Annotated in this window: 16 protein-coding genes and 1 pseudogene; 5 read left to right on the top strand and 12 right to left on the bottom strand. The window is 72.2% G+C overall.

From position 1 onward, the window contains the following. Nucleotides 1-54 precede the first annotated feature (54 nt). A complete protein-coding gene (gene dnaN, locus ABZ464_RS31660) occupies nucleotides 55-1185 on the bottom strand; it encodes a DNA polymerase III subunit beta (RefSeq protein WP_359282665.1) in 1131 nt (376 codons plus the stop codon). Nucleotides 1186-1293: 108 nt separating this feature from the next. After that, the gene (locus tag ABZ464_RS31655) at nucleotides 1294-2574 is read right to left on the bottom strand and encodes an MFS transporter (protein WP_359282441.1); all 1281 of its coding nucleotides are present in this window, start codon (nucleotides 2572-2574) and stop codon (nucleotides 1294-1296) included. 63 nt (nucleotides 2575-2637) lie between these two features. On the opposite strand from ABZ464_RS31655, the gene ABZ464_RS31650 reads away from it, so the two are divergent. Further along, nucleotides 2638-3600, top strand: a complete 963-nt coding sequence (locus tag ABZ464_RS31650; protein WP_359282439.1) for a LysR substrate-binding domain-containing protein — start codon at nucleotides 2638-2640, stop codon at nucleotides 3598-3600. A 73-nt stretch (nucleotides 3601-3673) separates the two neighbouring features. Here the strand turns inward: ABZ464_RS31650 and ABZ464_RS31645 are convergent, their stop codons facing one another. Next, a complete protein-coding gene (locus ABZ464_RS31645) occupies nucleotides 3674-4435 on the bottom strand; it encodes an alpha/beta hydrolase (RefSeq protein ID WP_359282437.1) in 762 nt (253 codons plus the stop codon). 113 nt (nucleotides 4436-4548) lie between these two features. Here ABZ464_RS31645 and ABZ464_RS31640 point away from each other — a divergent pair, with 113 nt between their 5' ends. Together ABZ464_RS31640 and ABZ464_RS31635 are read left to right on the top strand one after the other, a co-directional pair. After that, entirely contained in the window at nucleotides 4549-5712 is a 1164-nt protein-coding gene (locus ABZ464_RS31640; protein WP_359282435.1) for an adenosine deaminase, read from the top strand. A gap of 138 nt (nucleotides 5713-5850) precedes the next feature. Then, a complete protein-coding gene (locus ABZ464_RS31635; RefSeq protein ID WP_359282433.1) occupies nucleotides 5851-6228 on the top strand; it encodes an ATP-binding protein in 378 nt (125 codons plus the stop codon). 78 nt (nucleotides 6229-6306) lie between these two features. Here ABZ464_RS31635 and ABZ464_RS31630 read toward each other — a convergent pair whose 3' ends face one another. The 6 genes and pseudogenes from ABZ464_RS31630 to ABZ464_RS31605 all read right to left on the bottom strand — a co-directional run. Continuing rightward, nucleotides 6307-6507: a PspC domain-containing protein gene (locus tag ABZ464_RS31630; RefSeq protein WP_055637973.1), complete on the bottom strand. Its 201-nt coding sequence runs from the start codon at nucleotides 6505-6507 to the stop codon at nucleotides 6307-6309. Between the two features lie 128 nt (nucleotides 6508-6635). Continuing rightward, on the bottom strand, nucleotides 6636-7187 hold the full coding sequence (locus tag ABZ464_RS31625; protein ID WP_359282432.1) for a VanZ family protein: 552 nt from the start codon (nucleotides 7185-7187) through the stop codon (nucleotides 6636-6638). Between the two features lie 240 nt (nucleotides 7188-7427). Then, nucleotides 7428-8033 (bottom strand): hypothetical protein, encoded by a 606-nt coding sequence (locus ABZ464_RS31620; protein WP_359282429.1) that lies wholly within the window; start codon nucleotides 8031-8033, stop codon nucleotides 7428-7430. Next, nucleotides 8033-9646 (bottom strand): HAMP domain-containing sensor histidine kinase, encoded by a 1614-nt coding sequence (locus ABZ464_RS31615; RefSeq protein WP_359282427.1) that lies wholly within the window; start codon nucleotides 9644-9646, stop codon nucleotides 8033-8035. Before ABZ464_RS31615 ends, ABZ464_RS31620 begins: the two co-directional genes overlap by 1 nt. An 8-nt stretch (nucleotides 9647-9654) precedes the next feature. Beyond that, nucleotides 9655-10332, bottom strand: coding sequence for a two-component system response regulator AfsQ1 (afsQ1, locus tag ABZ464_RS31610; protein ID WP_055637969.1), 678 nt, complete (start codon nucleotides 10330-10332; stop codon nucleotides 9655-9657). Nucleotides 10333-10336: 4 nt separating this feature from the next. Beyond that, a pseudogene (locus ABZ464_RS31605) lies at nucleotides 10337-11459 on the bottom strand (class I SAM-dependent methyltransferase); the annotation flags it as partial. A gap of 445 nt (nucleotides 11460-11904) precedes the next feature. On the opposite strand from ABZ464_RS31605, the gene ABZ464_RS31600 reads away from it, so the two are divergent. Continuing rightward, nucleotides 11905-12651, top strand: coding sequence for a SigE family RNA polymerase sigma factor (locus ABZ464_RS31600; protein WP_359282426.1), 747 nt, complete (start codon nucleotides 11905-11907; stop codon nucleotides 12649-12651). 279 nt (nucleotides 12652-12930) lie between these two features. Here ABZ464_RS31600 and ABZ464_RS31595 read toward each other — a convergent pair whose 3' ends face one another. Then, nucleotides 12931-13638, bottom strand: a complete 708-nt coding sequence (locus ABZ464_RS31595; protein ID WP_359282424.1) for a uridine kinase — start codon at nucleotides 13636-13638, stop codon at nucleotides 12931-12933. 59 nt (nucleotides 13639-13697) lie between these two features. Here ABZ464_RS31595 and ABZ464_RS31590 point away from each other — a divergent pair, with 59 nt between their 5' ends. Further along, complete coding sequence (locus ABZ464_RS31590) at nucleotides 13698-14105, top strand: hypothetical protein (RefSeq protein WP_359282421.1); 408 nt, start codon at nucleotides 13698-13700, stop codon at nucleotides 14103-14105. Nucleotides 14106-14181: 76 nt separating this feature from the next. Here ABZ464_RS31590 and ABZ464_RS31585 read toward each other — a convergent pair whose 3' ends face one another. Together ABZ464_RS31585 and ABZ464_RS31580 are read right to left on the bottom strand one after the other, a co-directional pair. Further along, entirely contained in the window at nucleotides 14182-15081 is a 900-nt protein-coding gene (locus tag ABZ464_RS31585; RefSeq protein WP_359282420.1) for an aldehyde dehydrogenase family protein, read from the bottom strand. Further along, the gene (locus ABZ464_RS31580) at nucleotides 15074-16519 is read right to left on the bottom strand and encodes an aldehyde dehydrogenase family protein (RefSeq protein WP_359282662.1); all 1446 of its coding nucleotides are present in this window, start codon (nucleotides 16517-16519) and stop codon (nucleotides 15074-15076) included. The genes ABZ464_RS31585 and ABZ464_RS31580 overlap by 8 nt, the downstream gene beginning before the upstream one ends. Nucleotides 16520-16530 lie beyond the last annotated feature (11 nt).

Raw genomic sequence — 16530 nt, 5'->3', positions numbered from 1 at the left:
CGGAAGCTACCGCAGCCCACTGACAATGGCCCGCCGAGTCGACGAAACCGCAGGTCAGGACAGCTGCTTCACGGACATCAACAGATGCCGGTGGACACCGGGCGCGTCCGCCGCGTCCAGCAGCGCCCGCTGCCCCGTCCCCAGCAGCTCCAGCCGCAGCTCCCGCGCCTCGAAGGAGGTCAGCGCGTCCAGCAGGAACGCCGGGTTGAAGGCGACCGTCACCTCCTCGGCACCCGTCAGCGCGGCGGGCACCCGCTGCGCGGCCACGTCGTCGCCGTACCCGGCGCGCAGCAGCACCGACTCCGGCGCGAACTCCAGCCGCACGGGACCGTTCGCCTCCGCGACCACCGCGACCCGCCGTACGGCCTCCGCGAGCGCCCCGCACTCCACCGCGGCCACCGCCGCGCCCGTCATGTCGAACAGCTTCCCGTAGCCAGGCAGCCGCCCGTCCAGCCGCCGCAGGACGGTCCGCATCCGCCCGCCCTCGAACCCGATCGACCCGCCGCCGCCCGTGTCGAGTCCGATCCGCACCACTGCGCACCGCGCCAGCGACCGGGCCACCTCCACCAGCCGCCGGGCGGGCACCAGCGCCTCCACCACACCCTCGACGCCCGCCCCCGCCTCCGCCCCCGCCTCCGCCTTCCACTCCAGCCGCCGTACCGCGTACCGGTAGCGGTCGGAGGCGGACAGGGTCATCTCGTCGCCGTCCAGGCGCAGTTGCAGACCGGTCAGGGTGGGGAGCGTGTCGTCGCGGCCCGCCGCCACCGCGACCTGTCCTACGGCGGCGGCGAACGCGGCCGCGTCCACGGTGCCGTACACCCCCGGCGGTACGGGCGGGGGCGGGTACTCCTCGCGCGGCAGGGTCGACAGCCCGAAGCTCGTCCCGCCCGCCTCGACCGTGAACCGCGTCCCCTCCAGCGCACAGCGCACCGGCCCGTCGGGCAGCACCTTGCAGATGTCCAGCAGCCGCCGCCCCAGGACCAGCACCTGCCCGCCCCGCACCACCTCGGCGTCCGTATCGATCCGCGCCGCCGTCTCCAGGTCCGACCCGGACACCCTCAGCCGCCCGTCACCCGCCTCCAGCAGCAGCCCGCCCAGCACCGGCACCGGGGTCCGCGCGGGCAGCGCCCGGGCCGACCACCCCACGGCCTCGACGAGATCACCCCGGTCGACCCGGAACTCCACCATGAACGAACCCCCTGCTCGGACCAGCGGCCAATGGCTGCGCACGTTATGCGCGACCACTGACAAGCGGCCCTGAGCAGGGGGGATGTCAGGTGCGAGGAGCCGGCCTCAGTGGACGGGCACCGGCTCCCGCCGGGCCGCGACCCGGGCCGCCCGCGTCCCGAGGACGGTGATCGCCACGACCCCGAGGACCGCCAGGACGCCCACGCCGACCGTGCCGGCCCAGCCGCCGGAGTGGAAGGCGATCGCGCCGACCGTGGAGCCGGTGCTGGAGCCGATGTAGTAGGCCGACTGGTAGAGGGCGGAGGCCTGGGCGCGGCCGGTGGTCGCCGTCCTGCTGACCGCCGAGGACGCCACCGCGTGCCCCGCGAAGAAGCCCGCCGTGATCAGGACCAGGCCCAGCAGGACCATCGGCAGGGTGTCCGCCAGGGACAGCAGCAGGCCCGTCGCCGTCGTCCCGGCCGCGAGATACAGCGCCCCGCGCCGCCCGAGCCGGCCCACCAGGCGGCCCGCCGTCGACGCCGACACCGTACCGACCAGGTACACCAGGAAGATCGAGCCGACGATGCCCTGCGGGAGCGAGAACGGCGCCTCGGTCAGCCGGTAGCCGACGACCGTGTACACCCCGCCGAAGACGGTCATGAACAGCGCGCCGATCGCGTACAGCCGGCACAGCAGCGGGTTCGCCAGGTGCGCGCGGACCGTGCGGGCCAGGACGCGGGGCCGCAGCGAGCCCGCCGTGAAGTGCTTCGGCGCCGGCAGCAGCAGCCGGAACGCGATCGCGCAGCCCACGGCCAGCACACCGATCACCCCGACGGCGACCCGCCAGCCCCACTCCTGCGCCACCCAGCCGGTGATGACCCGGCCGCTCATCCCGCCGACGCTGTTGCCCGCGACGAACAGCCCGATCGCCGTGACGAGGGCCCGCGGCCGCACCTCCTCGGCCAGATACGCGGTCGCCGACGCCGGAAGACCGGCCAGCGCCGCGCCCTGCACCGCCCGCAGCACCACCAGCGCGCCCAGCGACGGCGCGAAGGGGACCAGCAGTCCGACGGTCACCGCGACCGCCAGCGAGGCCGTCATCACCGTACGGCGGCCGTAGCGCTCGGAGAGGGCGCTCATCGGCAGCACGAACAGGGCCAGTCCGCCGGTCGCCGCCGCCACCGTCCAGCTCGCCTCGCTCGCCGCCACCCCGAAGTCGCCGGAGATCAGCGGCAGCAGCGCCTGCGTGGAGTACAGCAGGGCGAAGGTCGCCACACCGGCGAGGAAGAGCGCGAAGCTCATCCGGCGGTAGCCGGGGCCACCGGGGGCCATACGGGAGTCGTCGACAACAGGGACAAAGGACGCGGCGCCCACGATCGTGGACGCCCCGGTACTGGCGGGAGACATGCCTCGAAACTACGTACGCCCCCGTTCATCCGTCCAATGCACGGACTCGCCATAATCGTTCCCATGGTGCATCAGCAGAGGTCACGGGCCCACCTGTCACCGTCCAGTGACACAGAAGACATGACTGACATGTCGAGGTTGCTGGCGCCCCGGCTCGCCTACTTCGCCGGGGTCGCCCGTACCGAGCACGTCACCCGGGCCGCGCAGGAGATGCAGGTCCCGCAGTCCACGCTCTCCCGGGCGATGGTCCGCCTCGAACAGGACCTGGGGGTCGACCTGTTCGCCCGCCGCGGCCGCACGGTCTCCCTCACCCCGGCCGGCCGTACGTTCCTCACCTCGGTCGAAAGGGCCCTCGCGGAGATCGAGAAGGCCGCCGAGGAGGTCCGCGCCGACGCCGACGCCGCCACCGGCAAGGTCGCCTTCGGCTTTCTGCACACCATGGGCGCCGAGACCGTCCCCGGCCTGATCCACGCCTTCCGCGCCGACCACCCCCGCGTCCGCTTCTCCCTCGTCCAGAACTACGGCGAGGCGATGCTCGAACGCCTCCGGGCCGGCGAACTCGACCTCTGTCTGACCTCCCCGGTCCCGGACGCCCCCGACCTGGTCGCCCGCCGCCTCGACGAACAGAAGCTCCGCCTGGTCGTCCCCGCCGACCACCGCCTGGCCGCCCGCCGGCGCATCCGCCTCGCCGAAGCGGCCGACGAGACCTTCGTCACCCTCGAACCCAACTACGGCATGCGCCGCATCACCGACGACCTCTGCAAGGAGGCCGGCTTCAAACCCCGCATCGCCTTCGAGGGCGAGGAGGCGGAAACCCTGCGCGGCCTGGTGGCGGCGGGCCTGGGCGTGGCCCTCCTGCCACCCCCGGCGGTGGCCCGCCCCGGCGTGGTGGAACTGACGGTCACCGCCCCGAAAGCGGTCCGCGAAATCGGAGTGGCCTGGCTGGACGGCCACCCGGACACACCCCCGGTGGCCGCCTTCAAGAAGTTCCTGCTCTCAAGAAGGGGCAACTTGCTCCCGACCTAGGGTCAGCCCACCAAGGGGCGCGGGGAACTGCGCGACCAGCCACAACGCACCCGCACCCGAAACCCGGCCCGGCCTACCTCCGCAACGACTTCCCGAACCCCGCAGCCAACGGCATCCGCAACCCCAACGGCGGCGGAGCCGCCAACGCATCCTCCACCGGCCGCGAAAACCCCTTCCCGAACAGCACCCCCATCACGAAGTCCTCGGCCAACGCCAGCACTTCGTCCCGGTACTGATGCAACCCGTGCCCGTCCGCATGCACCTCGAACCGGCACACATCCCGATTCGCCTTCTTCGCCCGCGCCGCCAGCCGGAACGACAACTCCGGGTCGCTGCGGTCGTCATGGGTGCCGTGCACCACCATCACCCGCCGCCCCACCAACTGCTTCACCGGTTCGGGTGGCGCCGCCACATCCTCCTGCGGCAGCCAAGGGGCGAGGGCCAGCACGGAGTTGACGGCCTCATGGCCCCCCGCCCGGAGCGCGGCCCGTCCGCCCATCCCGACCCCGGCCAGGCACACCGGAACGTCCCCGTACCGTCGTACGACCTCGTCGGCCGCCCAGGTCGCGTCCGCGGCGAGATGCGCCTCGCTGCCGTTCCAGCCGCGGTAGCGGTAGTGCACGACATGGGTGACCAGCCCTTCCTCCCGGCCGGCCCGGGTGAGTCTTCGCCCGAGGCCGCGTACGGAGGCGGCCGCCCACATCGGTGAGGGTCTGCGTTCGGACACCTCCTCGCCGCCCGGGAGCAGCAGCACCACCCCGCTCACCGCCGTCGGCTCTGGTCCGAGTGCCTTCCCCAGCCGGGCCGTCCGAGCCGGCGTCAGTTGCTGTGCCATGACAGAACAGTGTCAGAAGCAGTGGTGTACTCCACCCGTACGTGCGGTCACCATTGCGTATCGGCGGCGGGGCGCAGCGGGCGATCTACGCGCGTAGGAGTTAGAGTGCGGAAATGACGAGCCAGAGCATCCAGGCGGGCATCACCCCCAACCCGGACCAGATCCGGCGGGCGCCCAAGGTTCTGCTGCACGACCACCTCGACGGCGGGCTGCGCCCCGGCACGATCGTCGACCTCGCCCGGGAGACCGGGTACGCCCAACTCCCCGAGAGCGACCCCGACAAGCTCGGCCTCTGGTTCCGGGAGGCCGCCGACTCCGGTTCGCTGGAACGGTACTTGGAGACCTTCTCGCACACCGTCGGCGTGATGCAGACCCGCGACGCCCTGGTCCGGGTCGCCCGGGAGTGCGCCGAGGACCTCGCCGAGGACGGCGTCGTCTACGCCGAGGTGCGCTACGCCCCCGAGCAGCACCTCGAGGGCGGACTGAGCCTCGAAGAAGTCGTCGAGGCCGTCAACGAGGGCTTCCGGGAAGGCGAGCGGACGGCACGTCGGAACGGCCACCGCATCCGCGTCGGCGCCCTGCTCACCGCGATGCGGCACGCCGCCCGCGCCCTGGAGATCGCCGAACTCGCCAACCGCTACCGGGACCTAGGCGTCGTCGGCTTCGACATCGCGGGCGCCGAGGCCGGCTTCCCGCCCACCCGCCACCTCGACGCCTTCGAGTATCTGAAGCGGGAGAACAACCACTTCACGATCCACGCGGGCGAGGCCTTCGGGCTGCCGTCCATCTGGCAGGCCCTGCAGTGGTGCGGCGCCGACCGGCTCGGGCACGGCGTCCGCATCATCGACGACATCGAGGTCGCCGCCGACGGCACCGTGAAACTCGGCCGGCTCGCCTCCTACGTCCGCGACAAGCGCATCCCGCTGGAGATGTGCCCCAGCTCCAACCTGCAGACCGGCGCGGCCGCCTCCTACGCCGAGCACCCCATCGGTCTGCTGCGGCGGCTGCACTTCCGGGCCACGGTCAACACCGACAACCGGCTGATGTCCGGCACCAGCATGAGCCGGGAATTCGAGCACCTTGTCGACGCATTCGGCTACACGCTCGACGATCTGCAATGGTTCTCGGTCAATGCTATGAAGTCAGCATTCATTCCTTTCGATGAACGTCTCGCCATGATCAATGACGTGATCAAGCCCGGCTACGCCGAGCTGAAATCCGAATGGCTGTTCCAGCAGACGGCCTCCACCAGCGGTTCCCTGCCCTCGGAGGGCTGATCGCAGGGTTTCCCCGGGTGCGAAATGCGGGCGCACGTTCACAACCCGTCCGCATTTCGATGTTTGCGGCCTCCCCCTTTCCGTGTTTACGGTCGTGGACCGATCGGTTCCCCGTATCCCATTCGAGGACGCATTTTCATGAAGCAGTCTGCTGCCAAGTCCCTCGGCGTCGCCGCCCTCGGTGCCGCCATCGCCGCCGTCGGCGCGGGCGCCGCCAACGCCGCCCCGGCCGTCCCCGACGCCTCGCAGGCGCTGGGGACGGTCACCGGCGCGCTGCCCTTGGCGAACGTCACGCACGTCACCAAGGCGCTGCCGGGTGCCGGCAAGGCCCTGGAGCAGGCCCAGCTGTCGCAGGCCCAGCCGGCGCTCGCCGCGGGCCTCGCCACCGTGCAGCCGGCTGCCGAGCAGGCGCTCGCCCACGGCCCGACCAAGCCGGTCGCCGGGCTGCTCGGCGGTCTTCCGGTCCAGGGTCTGCCCACGCACGGGCTGCCGGTGAACGGGGTCCCGCTCGGCTGAATCCCCGTACGCACGACGCCGTTGGGGCGCACCCGCAGTGACGGGCGCGCCCCAACGGCGTTCTCGCGTGGACCGGGGTCACCAGGCCGTGCGCGCCTTGTCCTCCGACGGGAACATGATCCACAGCGCTATGTAGAGCAGGAACTGCGGACCCGGCAGCAGACAGGAGAGCAGGAAGATCACGCGCATGGTGGTCGCGGAGGTGCCGAAGCGGCGGGCCAGCGCGGCGCACACTCCGCCGATCATGCGGCCATTGGTGGGGCGGGCGAGGCTGGACATCTGCGGCTCCTTCGTGAGCGTCGGAGGGAGGCGGCCCCTGCGGCCGTCCCATCTGCCTACAACGCTACGGAGCCGAAGAGGACGAGGCGTCACTCTCCGGAGCCATCCCGACCCCGAGATTCCTTCGCCTACGGGGCGATGCCGACCCTGGGAATCCTCGGGGTCCGACCCTGAGCCGCGTCCTCCTGCGAGGCCGCCGCCGGCCACCGGCGCTCCCCTCTGCGGCGCAGCCACACCCGGGCCGCCGGCACCACCGCGGCATGCGCGAGCGCCACCCCCACGGTGTTCAGCAGCAGGGAGTCCACGTCCACGACCTGACCGGGCACCCCGGTCTGCAGCAGCTCGATCGCCAGGGACAGCAGCGCGCCCGCCGCGACCGTACGGATCAGGGACGCGAGCGGGGAGACGCGGAGCCGGCCGTGCACCAGCGGCAGCAGGACGCCCAGCGGGGCCAGCAGCCCCAGCCCACCGCCGATCCGCCGGGCCGCCTCGGGCCAGCCCAGTCTCAGGTCGGCGCGGATCCCGGCGAACGGATGCAGATTGGTGGGCAGCACCCAGGGCACGTCCCGGGGGCGCAGCGTGACCCAGGCCACGAACACGAGGTGCGCGGCCAGGAGGACAACCCCGGTCGCACGGAGACGGATCGCGGCGCTGCCGCCGATGGAGCCTTGACGCTGCACGACCCCCTAGACGCACCCCTCGGCACGATCGGTTCCGGCTCCCCGCCCGACACTCCCGCAAGCCCTTGCCGCTCCCTGTCGGCCACCACCCCTCCGCCCGACGGTGACCTGCGGCGACGCCGCCCGCGGACCCGCCCATGAGGCGTCCGCCACACCGGCGGCGAAGAGGCGCTCAGAGCCTGTGTCGTATCCCCGGTCGGATGCCGGACGCCGTGCGCCCGGCCGGGGACATGACGGCGCTCAGCTCCCGGTGACCGCCGCCGACGGCGGCTCGGTGCTGCCGGGCCGGGAGCGGACCTCGTCCGTGCACTCGTAGCGGCGCAGGGGGTCGGAACCGGGGCCGCCCAGCACGACCGAGCCGTCGCCCTCGGCCGCGGCCGAGTCGGAGAAGGTGCACACCAGCTGGGCGAGCGCGTACGAGGTGAGGGTGTCCGGCGGCACGCTCAGCCGGAGCGCGTCGTCGGGGTCCTTGGCGCCCGGTCCGCCCACCGTCATCCCGCCCCGGACGTCGGTGGTGTACCCGGCCTCCTTCTCGGCGGCCGACGGCGACTCGGCGAGCTGGTCGAGCAGCCCCTGCGCCACCAGCGCCCGCCGCTGGGCGTCCGCGGCCCCGTCCGTGACCCGCACCGAGCGGTCGACGGCCACCAGCGACGAGCCGCACAGCAGGAACACCTGCACCGGCACCCCCGCGCGCCCGGACTGCGCCGTCACGTCAGGCTCGCTGAGCGAGCAGCGCACCCGGGACGGCGCGGCCCCGAAGTCGGTCGGCACCTCGGTGGCCCGGATCCCGCAGCCGGTGAGCAGACCGGCGAGCAGGGGAAGCGCGAGCAGACGGCGTACGTTCATCAGGCGTCCCCCTCGTTGTCCTTCCCGGCCTGTGCGCCCGGCGTGCCCGGTCCGCCCCGCGCCCCCTGTTCGCCCGGGTCCACCAGCTCCGACGCGTCCCTCGGCAGCCGCAGTGTGAACACCGCGCCACCCTCCGGGGAGTTGGCGGCGGTGATCTCGCCGCCGTGGATGTGGGCGTTCTCCAGGGCGATCGACAGACCGAGCCCGCTGCCGTCGGAGCGCGGCCGGGAGGCGCTCGCCTTGTAGAACCGGTCGAAGACGTGCGGCAGCACCTCCTCGGGAATGCCGGGACCGTGGTCGCGTACGGCGATGACCACGTCCTCGGCCGACTCGCGCACCGACACCCGCACCGGGGAACCGCCGTGCTTGAGCGCGTTGCCGATGAGGTTGGCGAGGATCACGTCCAGCCGGCGCGGATCCAGCCGGGCGTGGATGCCGCGCGCGGCGTCCAGATCGACCGCGTCCAGCCACGCGCGTGCGTCGATGCAGAAGGTGATCTGGTCGGCGACGTCGACGGTGTCGACGACCAGACGGGCCGTACCGGCGTCGAAGCGGGTGACCTCCATCAGGTTCTCGACGAGGTCGTTGAGCCGCCGGGTCTCGCTGACCACCAGCCGGACGGCGGGCTCGATCATCGGGTCGATGCTGCCCGACTCGGCGTCCAGCTCCTCCTCCAGCACCTCCGTGACGGCGGTGATGGCGGTCAGCGGCGTCCGCAGCTCGTGCGACATGTCGGCGACGAACCGCCGGGACGCCTCGTCCCGCGCGGCCATGTCGTCGACCCGCTTCTCCAGCGCCTCGGCGGTCCGGTTGAAGGTCCGGGAGAGGTCGGCGAGTTCATCGGTGCCCGACACCCGCAGCCGGGTGTCCAGCCGGCCCTCGCCGAGCCGCCGCGCCGCGACCCCCAGCCGGTGCACCGGCTTCAGCACGGTCGTGGCGGCGGCCTGCGCGAGCAGCGCGGCGCCGATCAGCGCGAGCCCGGTGGCGATCCCCAGCGACCAGGCCAGCGAGTTGAGGTCCTTCGCCTCCGGCTCCAGCGACTTGCGCATGTATCCGGTCGGTCCGCCGCCGATCACCTTCGTCCCGGCCACCAGATACGGCGTGCCGTGCTCCACGACCCGCTGCCAGTACAGGTGGTACGGCGACTTGTTGCCGCCGGTGACGTCCTGCTTCTTGTTCACCGCCGTACGCAGCGACTTGGGGACGTCGTCCAGCGAGAAGCCGCTCAGCCCGCCGGAGTTGCCGTACACCGTCCGGCCGTCCGCGTCCTCGCCGACCAGCAGCACACTGAACCGCTGGCTGCTGTTGGCCATCTGCCCGGCGGTGTGCTGCAGCTCGTCCTGCGTCGGATGCTCGGGCAGCGAGCCCGCCCGGTTCTGCATCTCCTGCTCGAAGTCCCGCAGCACCGCGCCCTGGGTACGGGTGAGCACGGCCTCCCGGTTGAGCCAGTACGCGATGCCGGACGCCGACACGGCGGCGGTCAGCGCGACCGCCCCGAAGACGACGACGAGCCGGAGCCGCAGGCTGGTGAACCGCAGCCGTGACAGATGCCCCTTGCGCACCGCGGACCAGCCGCGGAACCCTCCGTGCTGTTCGGTTCGCTCCTGTGTCACTGCTTCCGTCACTGAGGGACGTCCAGGCGATAGCCGACCCCGCGGACGGTACGGATCAGCGTCGGGGACGAGGGCACGTCCTCGACCTTGGCGCGCAGCCGCTGGACACAGGCGTCGACGAGCCGCGAGTCACCGAGGTAGTCGTGCTCCCACACCAGCCGCAGCAGCTGCTGCCGGGACAGCGCCTGCCCCGGCCGCCGGCTCAGCTCGAGGAGCAGCCGCAGCTCGGTCGGCGTGAGCTGGAGATCCTCGCCGTTCTTCGTCACGGTCATCGCCGCGCGGTCGATGACCAGGCTGCCGAAGGTCGCCGCGTCGTTCGACTCGCGCTCCCCGCGGCGCAGCACGGCCCGGATCCGGGCGTCCAGCACCCGGCCCTGGACGGGTTTGACGACGTAGTCGTCGGCGCCGGACTCCAGCCCGACCACCACGTCGATGTCGTCGCTGCGCGCGGTGAGCAGGATGATCGGCAGCTGGTCGGTGCGCCGGATCCGCCGGCACACCTCGAAACCGTCGATGCCGGGCAGCATCACATCCAGAACGATCAGATCCGGCCGCTGCTCGCGCAACAGCTTCAGACCGTCCTCACCGCTCGCAGCGGTCGCCACACGGTGCCCCTGGCGCGTCAGTGAGAGCTCCAGGGCCGTACGGATGGCGTCGTCGTCCTCGATCAGCAACAGGGAAGGCACGGGCTCATTCTGGCCCATGAGGGGGGTGTCGTTCGACCTGTGGGGCAGGGCTCAGACGCCAGAGCGAGATGGTTTCGGCGGCGCGGGCGGTGTGCAGGGGGTCGGAGGTGTCCCTTGCGCGCCGGTGGCGGGGGTGGGTGTCGAGCCGGTCGCGTACCCGTAGACCTGCGGTTTCGAGGTGGGAGAGCAGTTCGGCGCGGGTGCGCAGACCGAGGTGTTCGGCGAGGTCGGAGAGGATCAGCCAGCCCTCTCCGCCGGGCCGCAGACGCCGTACGAGACCGGTCAGGAAATCGCGCAGCATCTCCCCGTTCTCGTCGTACACGCCGAGTTCCAGCGGCGCGGTGGGCCGGGCGGGCAGCCAGGGCGGGTTGCAGACGACCAGGTCGGCGCTGCCGTCCGGCGGGTACAGCCCCCGGGTCACCGTGATCCGTGCGGCCAGTCCGAGCCTGTGGGCGTTCTCCTCGGCGCAGGGCAGGGCGCGCGGGTTGACGTCCGTCCCGACGATCCGTCCCACGCCCCGCCGGGCCAGGACGGCCGCGAGCACCCCGGTGCCGGTGCCCAGGTCGAAGGCGGTGGCCGTGCCCGGGTTCCGGCGGACCGGGGCCGTCAGGGGAGCCCGCGCGACGAGATCGACGTACTCGTGCCGCGTCGGTGCGAAGACGCCGCGGGGCTGGGGGTACCCCCTCTGGGGGAGGGACTTTGCGGACACGACCCGGCGCGGGCACCTCGACGCCCCGCAGCCGCCACTGGTGGGCGCCGATCACGCCGAGCAGCTCGCGCAGCGGCACGGCCGTGGGTCCGGCCGGCGGGCCGTAGGCGGCGTGGCAGGCGGCGCGGACGTCCGGCGCGCGACGCAGGGCGAGTGTGTGGTCGTACGACAGCTCGACCAGCAACTTGTTCAGGACGCGGGCCCGGTGGGAGCGGGCGCGCCGGTGGAGGTGGAAGGCCCTGGCCGGGTCGTCGGCGGGGAGCGGGGCGGTGCGGACACGGCGGTCCATCGCCGCGAGCAGCCGGCGGGCGCCCGGGAAGTCGCCGCGCCACAGGAGGGCGGTTCCCTCGCAGGCCAGACGGTGTGCGGTGGCGGCGCGCAGCCGGTCGTCGGCGAGGACGACGCGCTCGGGGAAGGGCAGGGGGAAGGGGCAGGGGAAGGGGAAAGTGAGGTCGGTGTCGGACACCGGGAAGCTCCTCGTGATCGTAAGTGCCGGGTCACGGAGGGCACTTCGACGAGGGGAGCGGGCAGGCACCGGTGCCGCCCGGCCGCGGTGGGCGGGGCGCGCGAGGTCGTGAAGTGGTGGTCGGCGCTACCGCGTCCGCGTCGAAGCGCGGAGGCGGGCGTCGAACAGCACCAGGCCGGCAATCACCAGGTCAGGGTGGCACGGTGAGGGCCGCGGGACCAAGCCGGCGGCCGTACCCCCGACGACTGTGAACCCCCTGTGGTGTCGGCATGACGGACCCCTGTGACAGGTCTGTGACAGTCGGCGGACACGGCGATGAAGTGGCCCAGGCAGTCTTTTCGGCACAGGCAAGAACGCAAAGAACGAAACACCGGAAGTCCACGACGGGGGGCGCGAGATGAACACGCTGCACGGTAAGAGCACCACCGCAGTCGCAGTCGTCACGCGTCTCCACGACGTGAACGTCGGCCGGGGTTCCGAGAAGTCCGGTGTCGTGAGCGGGCGGGGGTGCGCTCGCGGCACCGGGCGTCAGCACACCGGGTTCATGACGGTGGTTGACACGGGGGAACAGGCTCACGGGGGAGCCGCGTACAGGGAGGACACGGGGGAGCGTCGCTCGCTGACCGAGGCGGAGTTCACCGCCTACGTCCAGGAGCGCCGCGCCTCCCTGTACGCCACCGCCTACCACCTCACCGGCGACCGCTTCGAGGCCGAGGACCTGCTGCAGAGCGCGCTGTTCTCGACGTACCGGGCGTGGGACCGGATCAGCGACAAGGCCGCCGTCGGCGGATACCTGCGTCGCACCATGACGAACCTGCACATCAGCGCGTGGCGCCGCCGCAAGCTGAACGAGTACCCGACCGAGGAGCTGCCGGAGACGCCCGGCGACACGGACGCGATGCGCGGCACCGAACTGCGCGCGGTCCTGTGGCAGGCGCTGGCCCGGCTGCCCGAACTCCAGCGGACGATGCTGGTCCTGCGCTACTACGAGGGCCGCACCGACCCGGAGATCGCGGAGATCCTCGACATCAGTGTCGGCACGGTGAAGTCCAGCATCTGGCGGTCGCTCCGCCGGCTGCGCGAGGACCAGGTCCTCAGCTTCGGCCGTGACGAGGAGGACGCCTTCGGGGAGCTTGTCGCCTGAGGGTGAACGGGGGAAGCAAGGGGGGGAGCACGGGGGAAACGAGGGAGCGGTACCGGGGGGCCCGACGGGGGAAGCCGGGGAGCGGTGCCGTGCGGTAACGGGGGAGCGCCACTGGGGGGTGGCGTTGGGGGGAACGGGGGAAGCGGGACTGGAGGGCCGGGGGGTCCATCCAGTCCCGCTTTTCGTATGTCCCCGTCGGGGTGTCCCCCGTGCGGGTGAATCCGGAGGGGCGGGTGAATCCGGAGGTCCGGGTGAATCCGGAGGGGCGGGCCGCCGGTGTCAGGCCGTCGTGCGCGCCGTCGGCGCGCAGCGGCCCGCCGCCGCGGACGCCAGACGGCCCATCGCCTCGTCGCGGTCGCAGGCGTACGCCCCGAGCGCGGTCTGCCGCGCCACGATGGAGCGCTCCGCGCGCATCAGCCGCCAGCCCCGGCGCAGCAGGAACGGGACCGACTTGCGGCCCTCGCGCAGATCGCGCAGGAAACGGCGGCGGAACGTCTTCACCGGGCCGCGGCTCAGACACAGCGCGTCGGCCAGCACCCCCAGCTCACGGCAGCGCTCGACGATCTCGGCGGCGAAGATGCCCTCCGCGATGAACAGCGGGGTCCGCCCCACCTCGACCGCCTCCAAGCCGGTGCGGGCGCTGAGCGAGATGTCGTAGACGGGGACGTTCGTACGGCCCGACGCGCACAGTTCCACGATGGCGGCGACGGCCGTGTCCGCGTCCCAGGACAGGGGATGGTCCCAGTCGATGTCGGAGCTCCCGGCGACCAGCGGCAAGGTCGGGTCGTCGCCCTCCTTGTAGAAGTCGTCGAGCCGCAGCACGGGCAGGCCGGAGCGGGCGGCGAGAAGGGACTTGCCGGAGCCGGAAGGGCCGCAGAGCAGCACGACTCGCGTGGGTATGGGCGGTTGGGAGCTCACGGGACACCAGTGTGAGGCATGCATCGGGCCCGGTACGACCCCGCGGGTCGGCTTTGAAGCGCGCGTCACACCTCGCCTACGCTTTGTGGCGGCCCGATCACGTTGCGCAGCAGAAGGTGGCAGCACCCATGGCTCGACACGCTTCCCCCCACAACCCCACCGGCCGGCGCGTGCTCGCCGCCCTCGCGACCGCCTCCGTGGCGCTGGGCGCGGGCGCCGGTGCCGCCTCCGCGGCACCCGACGAGCCCGTCCTCGACGTGATGCGGACCAGGCCGACCTCGCTCGGCAACATCGATCCGCAGACCGGGGTGCGGGGCGTGCTCACCACCCTGCCGTACGTCACCGGCGCCTTCACCGGTCTCAAGCCCAACCCGCTGGCGGGCACGGGTGTGGACCCCCTCGACAACGGCGTCGGCACCCAGGTCGCCGACTTCCAGCCGCTCACCTCGCAGATGCTGACGGCGCCGGTGGCGCAGGCGCGGTCGCTCGGGGCGGTTCCGGTGCTGGGGGATGTGACGCGGGTGCTCGGCGGGTGAGGCCGGTCGGGAACTGCGGGTCCGTGGAGGCCGGTCGCGCAGTTCCCCGCGCCCCATTCGGGGCGCTTCGGTCACCTCAGTAGGCAGAGCCCGACGCGCCCAGCGAGCCCGTCGGGTGCCAGACCGTCTTCGTCTCCAGGAAGGCCGTCATGCGGTCGATCCCCGGGGTCGCCGTCCAGTCGTCCACAGGCTGTGGACGCAGGACGCGCTTGAGGTTGTCGGCCGCGGCGATCTCCAGTTCCTTCGCCAGGACCTCGTCCGCGCCCGCGAGGTCGATCGCGTTGACGTCCTGATGCGCGGCCAGCGGGGCCGCGATCTCCGCCGTACGGCCGGAGAGGACGTTGACGACACCGCCGGGGACGTCGGAGGTGGCCAGGACCTCGCCGAGGGAGAGGGCCGGGAGCGGGAAGTTCTCGCTCGCGATCACGACCGCCGTGTTGCCGGTCGCGATCACCGGGGCGAGGACGGACACCAGGCCCAGGAAGGACGACTCCTGCGGGGCCAGGACCGCGACCACGCCCGTCGGCTCGGGCGAGGAGAGGTTGAAGTACGGGCCCGCGACCGGGTTGCCGCCGCCCACGACCTGGGCGATCTTGTCGGTCCAGCCCGCGTACCAGACCCAGCGGTCGATCGTGGCGTCCACGACGGCGCCCGCCTTGGACTTGCCGAGCCCCTCCGCGTCGCCCACCTCGCGCACGAACTGCTCCCGGCGGCCCTCCAGCATCTCCGCTACGCGGTAGAGGATCTGGCCGCGGTTGTAGGCAGTGGCGCCGGCCCAGCCGCCGAACGCCTTGCGGGCGGCGACGACCGCGTCCCGGGCGTCCTTACGGCTCGACTGCGGCGCGTTGGCCAGCCACTTGCCCTTCGGGTCGGTCACCTCGTACACCCGGCCGCTCTCCGAACGCGGGAACTTCCCGCCGACGTACAGCTTGTAGGTCTTGAAGACAGTCAGACGCTCGTTGGTGCGCTCAGACATCGAGGTACGCCTCCAGGCCGTGGCGACCGCCCTCGCGGCCGAAGCCCGACTCCTTGTAGCCGCCGAACGGCGAGGTCGGATCGAACTTGTTGAACGTGTTGGACCAGACGACACCGGCCCGGAGCTTGTTCGCCACCGCGAGGATGCGGGAGCCCTTCTCCGTCCAGATGCCCGCCGACAGGCCGTACGGCGTGTTGTTGGCCTTGGCGACGGCCTCGTCCGGGGTCCGGAAGGTCAGCACCGACAGGACCGGGCCGAAGATCTCGTCGCGGGCGACCGTGTGGGCCTGGGAGACGTTGGTGAAGAGCGTCGGGGCGAACCAGTAACCCGCTTCCGGGAGTTCGCAGGCCACGGACCAGCGCTCGGCGCCCTCCGCCTCGCCCCGCTCGACCAGCGAGGTGATCCGGGTGAGCTGCTCCTCGGAGTTGATCGCGCCGATGTCGGTGTTCTTGTCCAGGGGGTCGCCGAGGCGGAGGGTGGAGAGCCTGCGCTTCAGGGACTCCAGCAGCTCCTCCTGGATCGACTCCTGGACGAGGAGACGGGATCCGGCGCAGCAGACCTGGCCCTGGTTGAAGAAGATGCCGTTGACGATGCCCTCGACGGCCTGGTCGATCGGCGCGTCGTCGAAGACGATGTTCGCGCCCTTGCCGCCCAGCTCCAGGGTGAGCTTCTTGCGGCTGCCCGCGACCGTCTTCGCGATCTCCTTGCCGACGGCCGTGGAGCCGGTGAAGGCCACCTTGTTGACGTCCGGGTGCGCGACGAGCGCGGCGCCCGCGTCGCCGTAACCCGGCAGGATGTTGACGACGCCCCTGGGCAGGCCCGCCTGGCGGCAGACGTCCGCGAAGAACAGGGCGGACAGGGGGGTGGTCTCGGCCGGCTTCAGGACGACCGTGTTGCCGGTCGCCAGCGCCGGGGCGATCTTCCACGCCAGCATCAGGAGGGGGAAGTTCCAGGGGATGACCTGGCCCGCGACGCCGAGGGCGCGGGGACTCGTGCCGAAGCCCGCGTGGTCGAGCTTGTCGGCCCAGCCCGCGTAGTAGAAGAAGTGCGCGGCGACCAGCGGCAGGTCGGCGTCGCGCGTCTCCTTGATCGGCTTGCCGTTGTCCAGCGTCTCCAGGACGGCCAGCTCACGGCTGCGCTCCTGGATGATCCGGGCGATGCGGAACAGGTACTTCGCCCGCTCGGAGCCGGGCAGCGCCGACCACTTCTCGAACGCCTTGCGGGCGGCCCTCACCGCACGGTCGACGTCCTCGGCACCGGCCTGCGCGATCTCCGACAGCACCTCTTCGGTGCTGGGGGAGACCGTCTTGAAGACCTTGCCGTCGGCCGCCTCCACGAACTCGCCGTCGATGAACAGGCCGTAGGAGGGGGCGATGTCGACGACCGAGCGGGACTCGGGCGCCGGTGCGTACTCGAACACGGATGTCTGCTCTTCCATGGTCATGGGGG

It is taken from the genome of Streptomyces sp. NPDC005820 (genome assembly GCF_040630255.1).
Lineage (GTDB): Bacteria > Actinomycetota > Actinomycetes > Streptomycetales > Streptomycetaceae > Streptomyces.
This window is presented reverse-complemented; position numbering and strand designations above follow the sequence as displayed.

What these genes read in the sequence shown, in the direction of transcription:
- ABZ464_RS31655 (WP_359282441.1), bottom strand. Translation starts at nt 2,574, where the DNA reads ATGTCTCCCGCCAGTACCGGGGCGTCCACGATCGTGGGCGCCGCGTCC.
- ABZ464_RS31650 (WP_359282439.1), top strand. Translation starts at nt 2,638, where the DNA reads ATGGTGCATCAGCAGAGGTCACGGGCCCACCTGTCACCGTCCAGTGAC.
- ABZ464_RS31645 (WP_359282437.1), bottom strand. Translation starts at nt 4,435, where the DNA reads ATGGCACAGCAACTGACGCCGGCTCGGACGGCCCGGCTGGGGAAGGCA.
- ABZ464_RS31640 (WP_359282435.1), top strand. Translation starts at nt 4,549, where the DNA reads ATGACGAGCCAGAGCATCCAGGCGGGCATCACCCCCAACCCGGACCAG.
- ABZ464_RS31635 (WP_359282433.1), top strand. Translation starts at nt 5,851, where the DNA reads ATGAAGCAGTCTGCTGCCAAGTCCCTCGGCGTCGCCGCCCTCGGTGCC.
- ABZ464_RS31630 (WP_055637973.1), bottom strand. Translation starts at nt 6,507, where the DNA reads ATGTCCAGCCTCGCCCGCCCCACCAATGGCCGCATGATCGGCGGAGTG.
- ABZ464_RS31620 (WP_359282429.1), bottom strand. Translation starts at nt 8,033, where the DNA reads ATGAACGTACGCCGTCTGCTCGCGCTTCCCCTGCTCGCCGGTCTGCTC.
- ABZ464_RS31600 (WP_359282426.1), top strand. Translation starts at nt 11,905, where the DNA reads ATGAACACGCTGCACGGTAAGAGCACCACCGCAGTCGCAGTCGTCACG.
- ABZ464_RS31590 (WP_359282421.1), top strand. Translation starts at nt 13,698, where the DNA reads ATGGCTCGACACGCTTCCCCCCACAACCCCACCGGCCGGCGCGTGCTC.
- ABZ464_RS31585 (WP_359282420.1), bottom strand. Translation starts at nt 15,081, where the DNA reads ATGTCTGAGCGCACCAACGAGCGTCTGACTGTCTTCAAGACCTACAAG.
- ABZ464_RS31580 (WP_359282662.1), bottom strand. Translation starts at nt 16,519, where the DNA reads ATGGAAGAGCAGACATCCGTGTTCGAGTACGCACCGGCGCCCGAGTCC.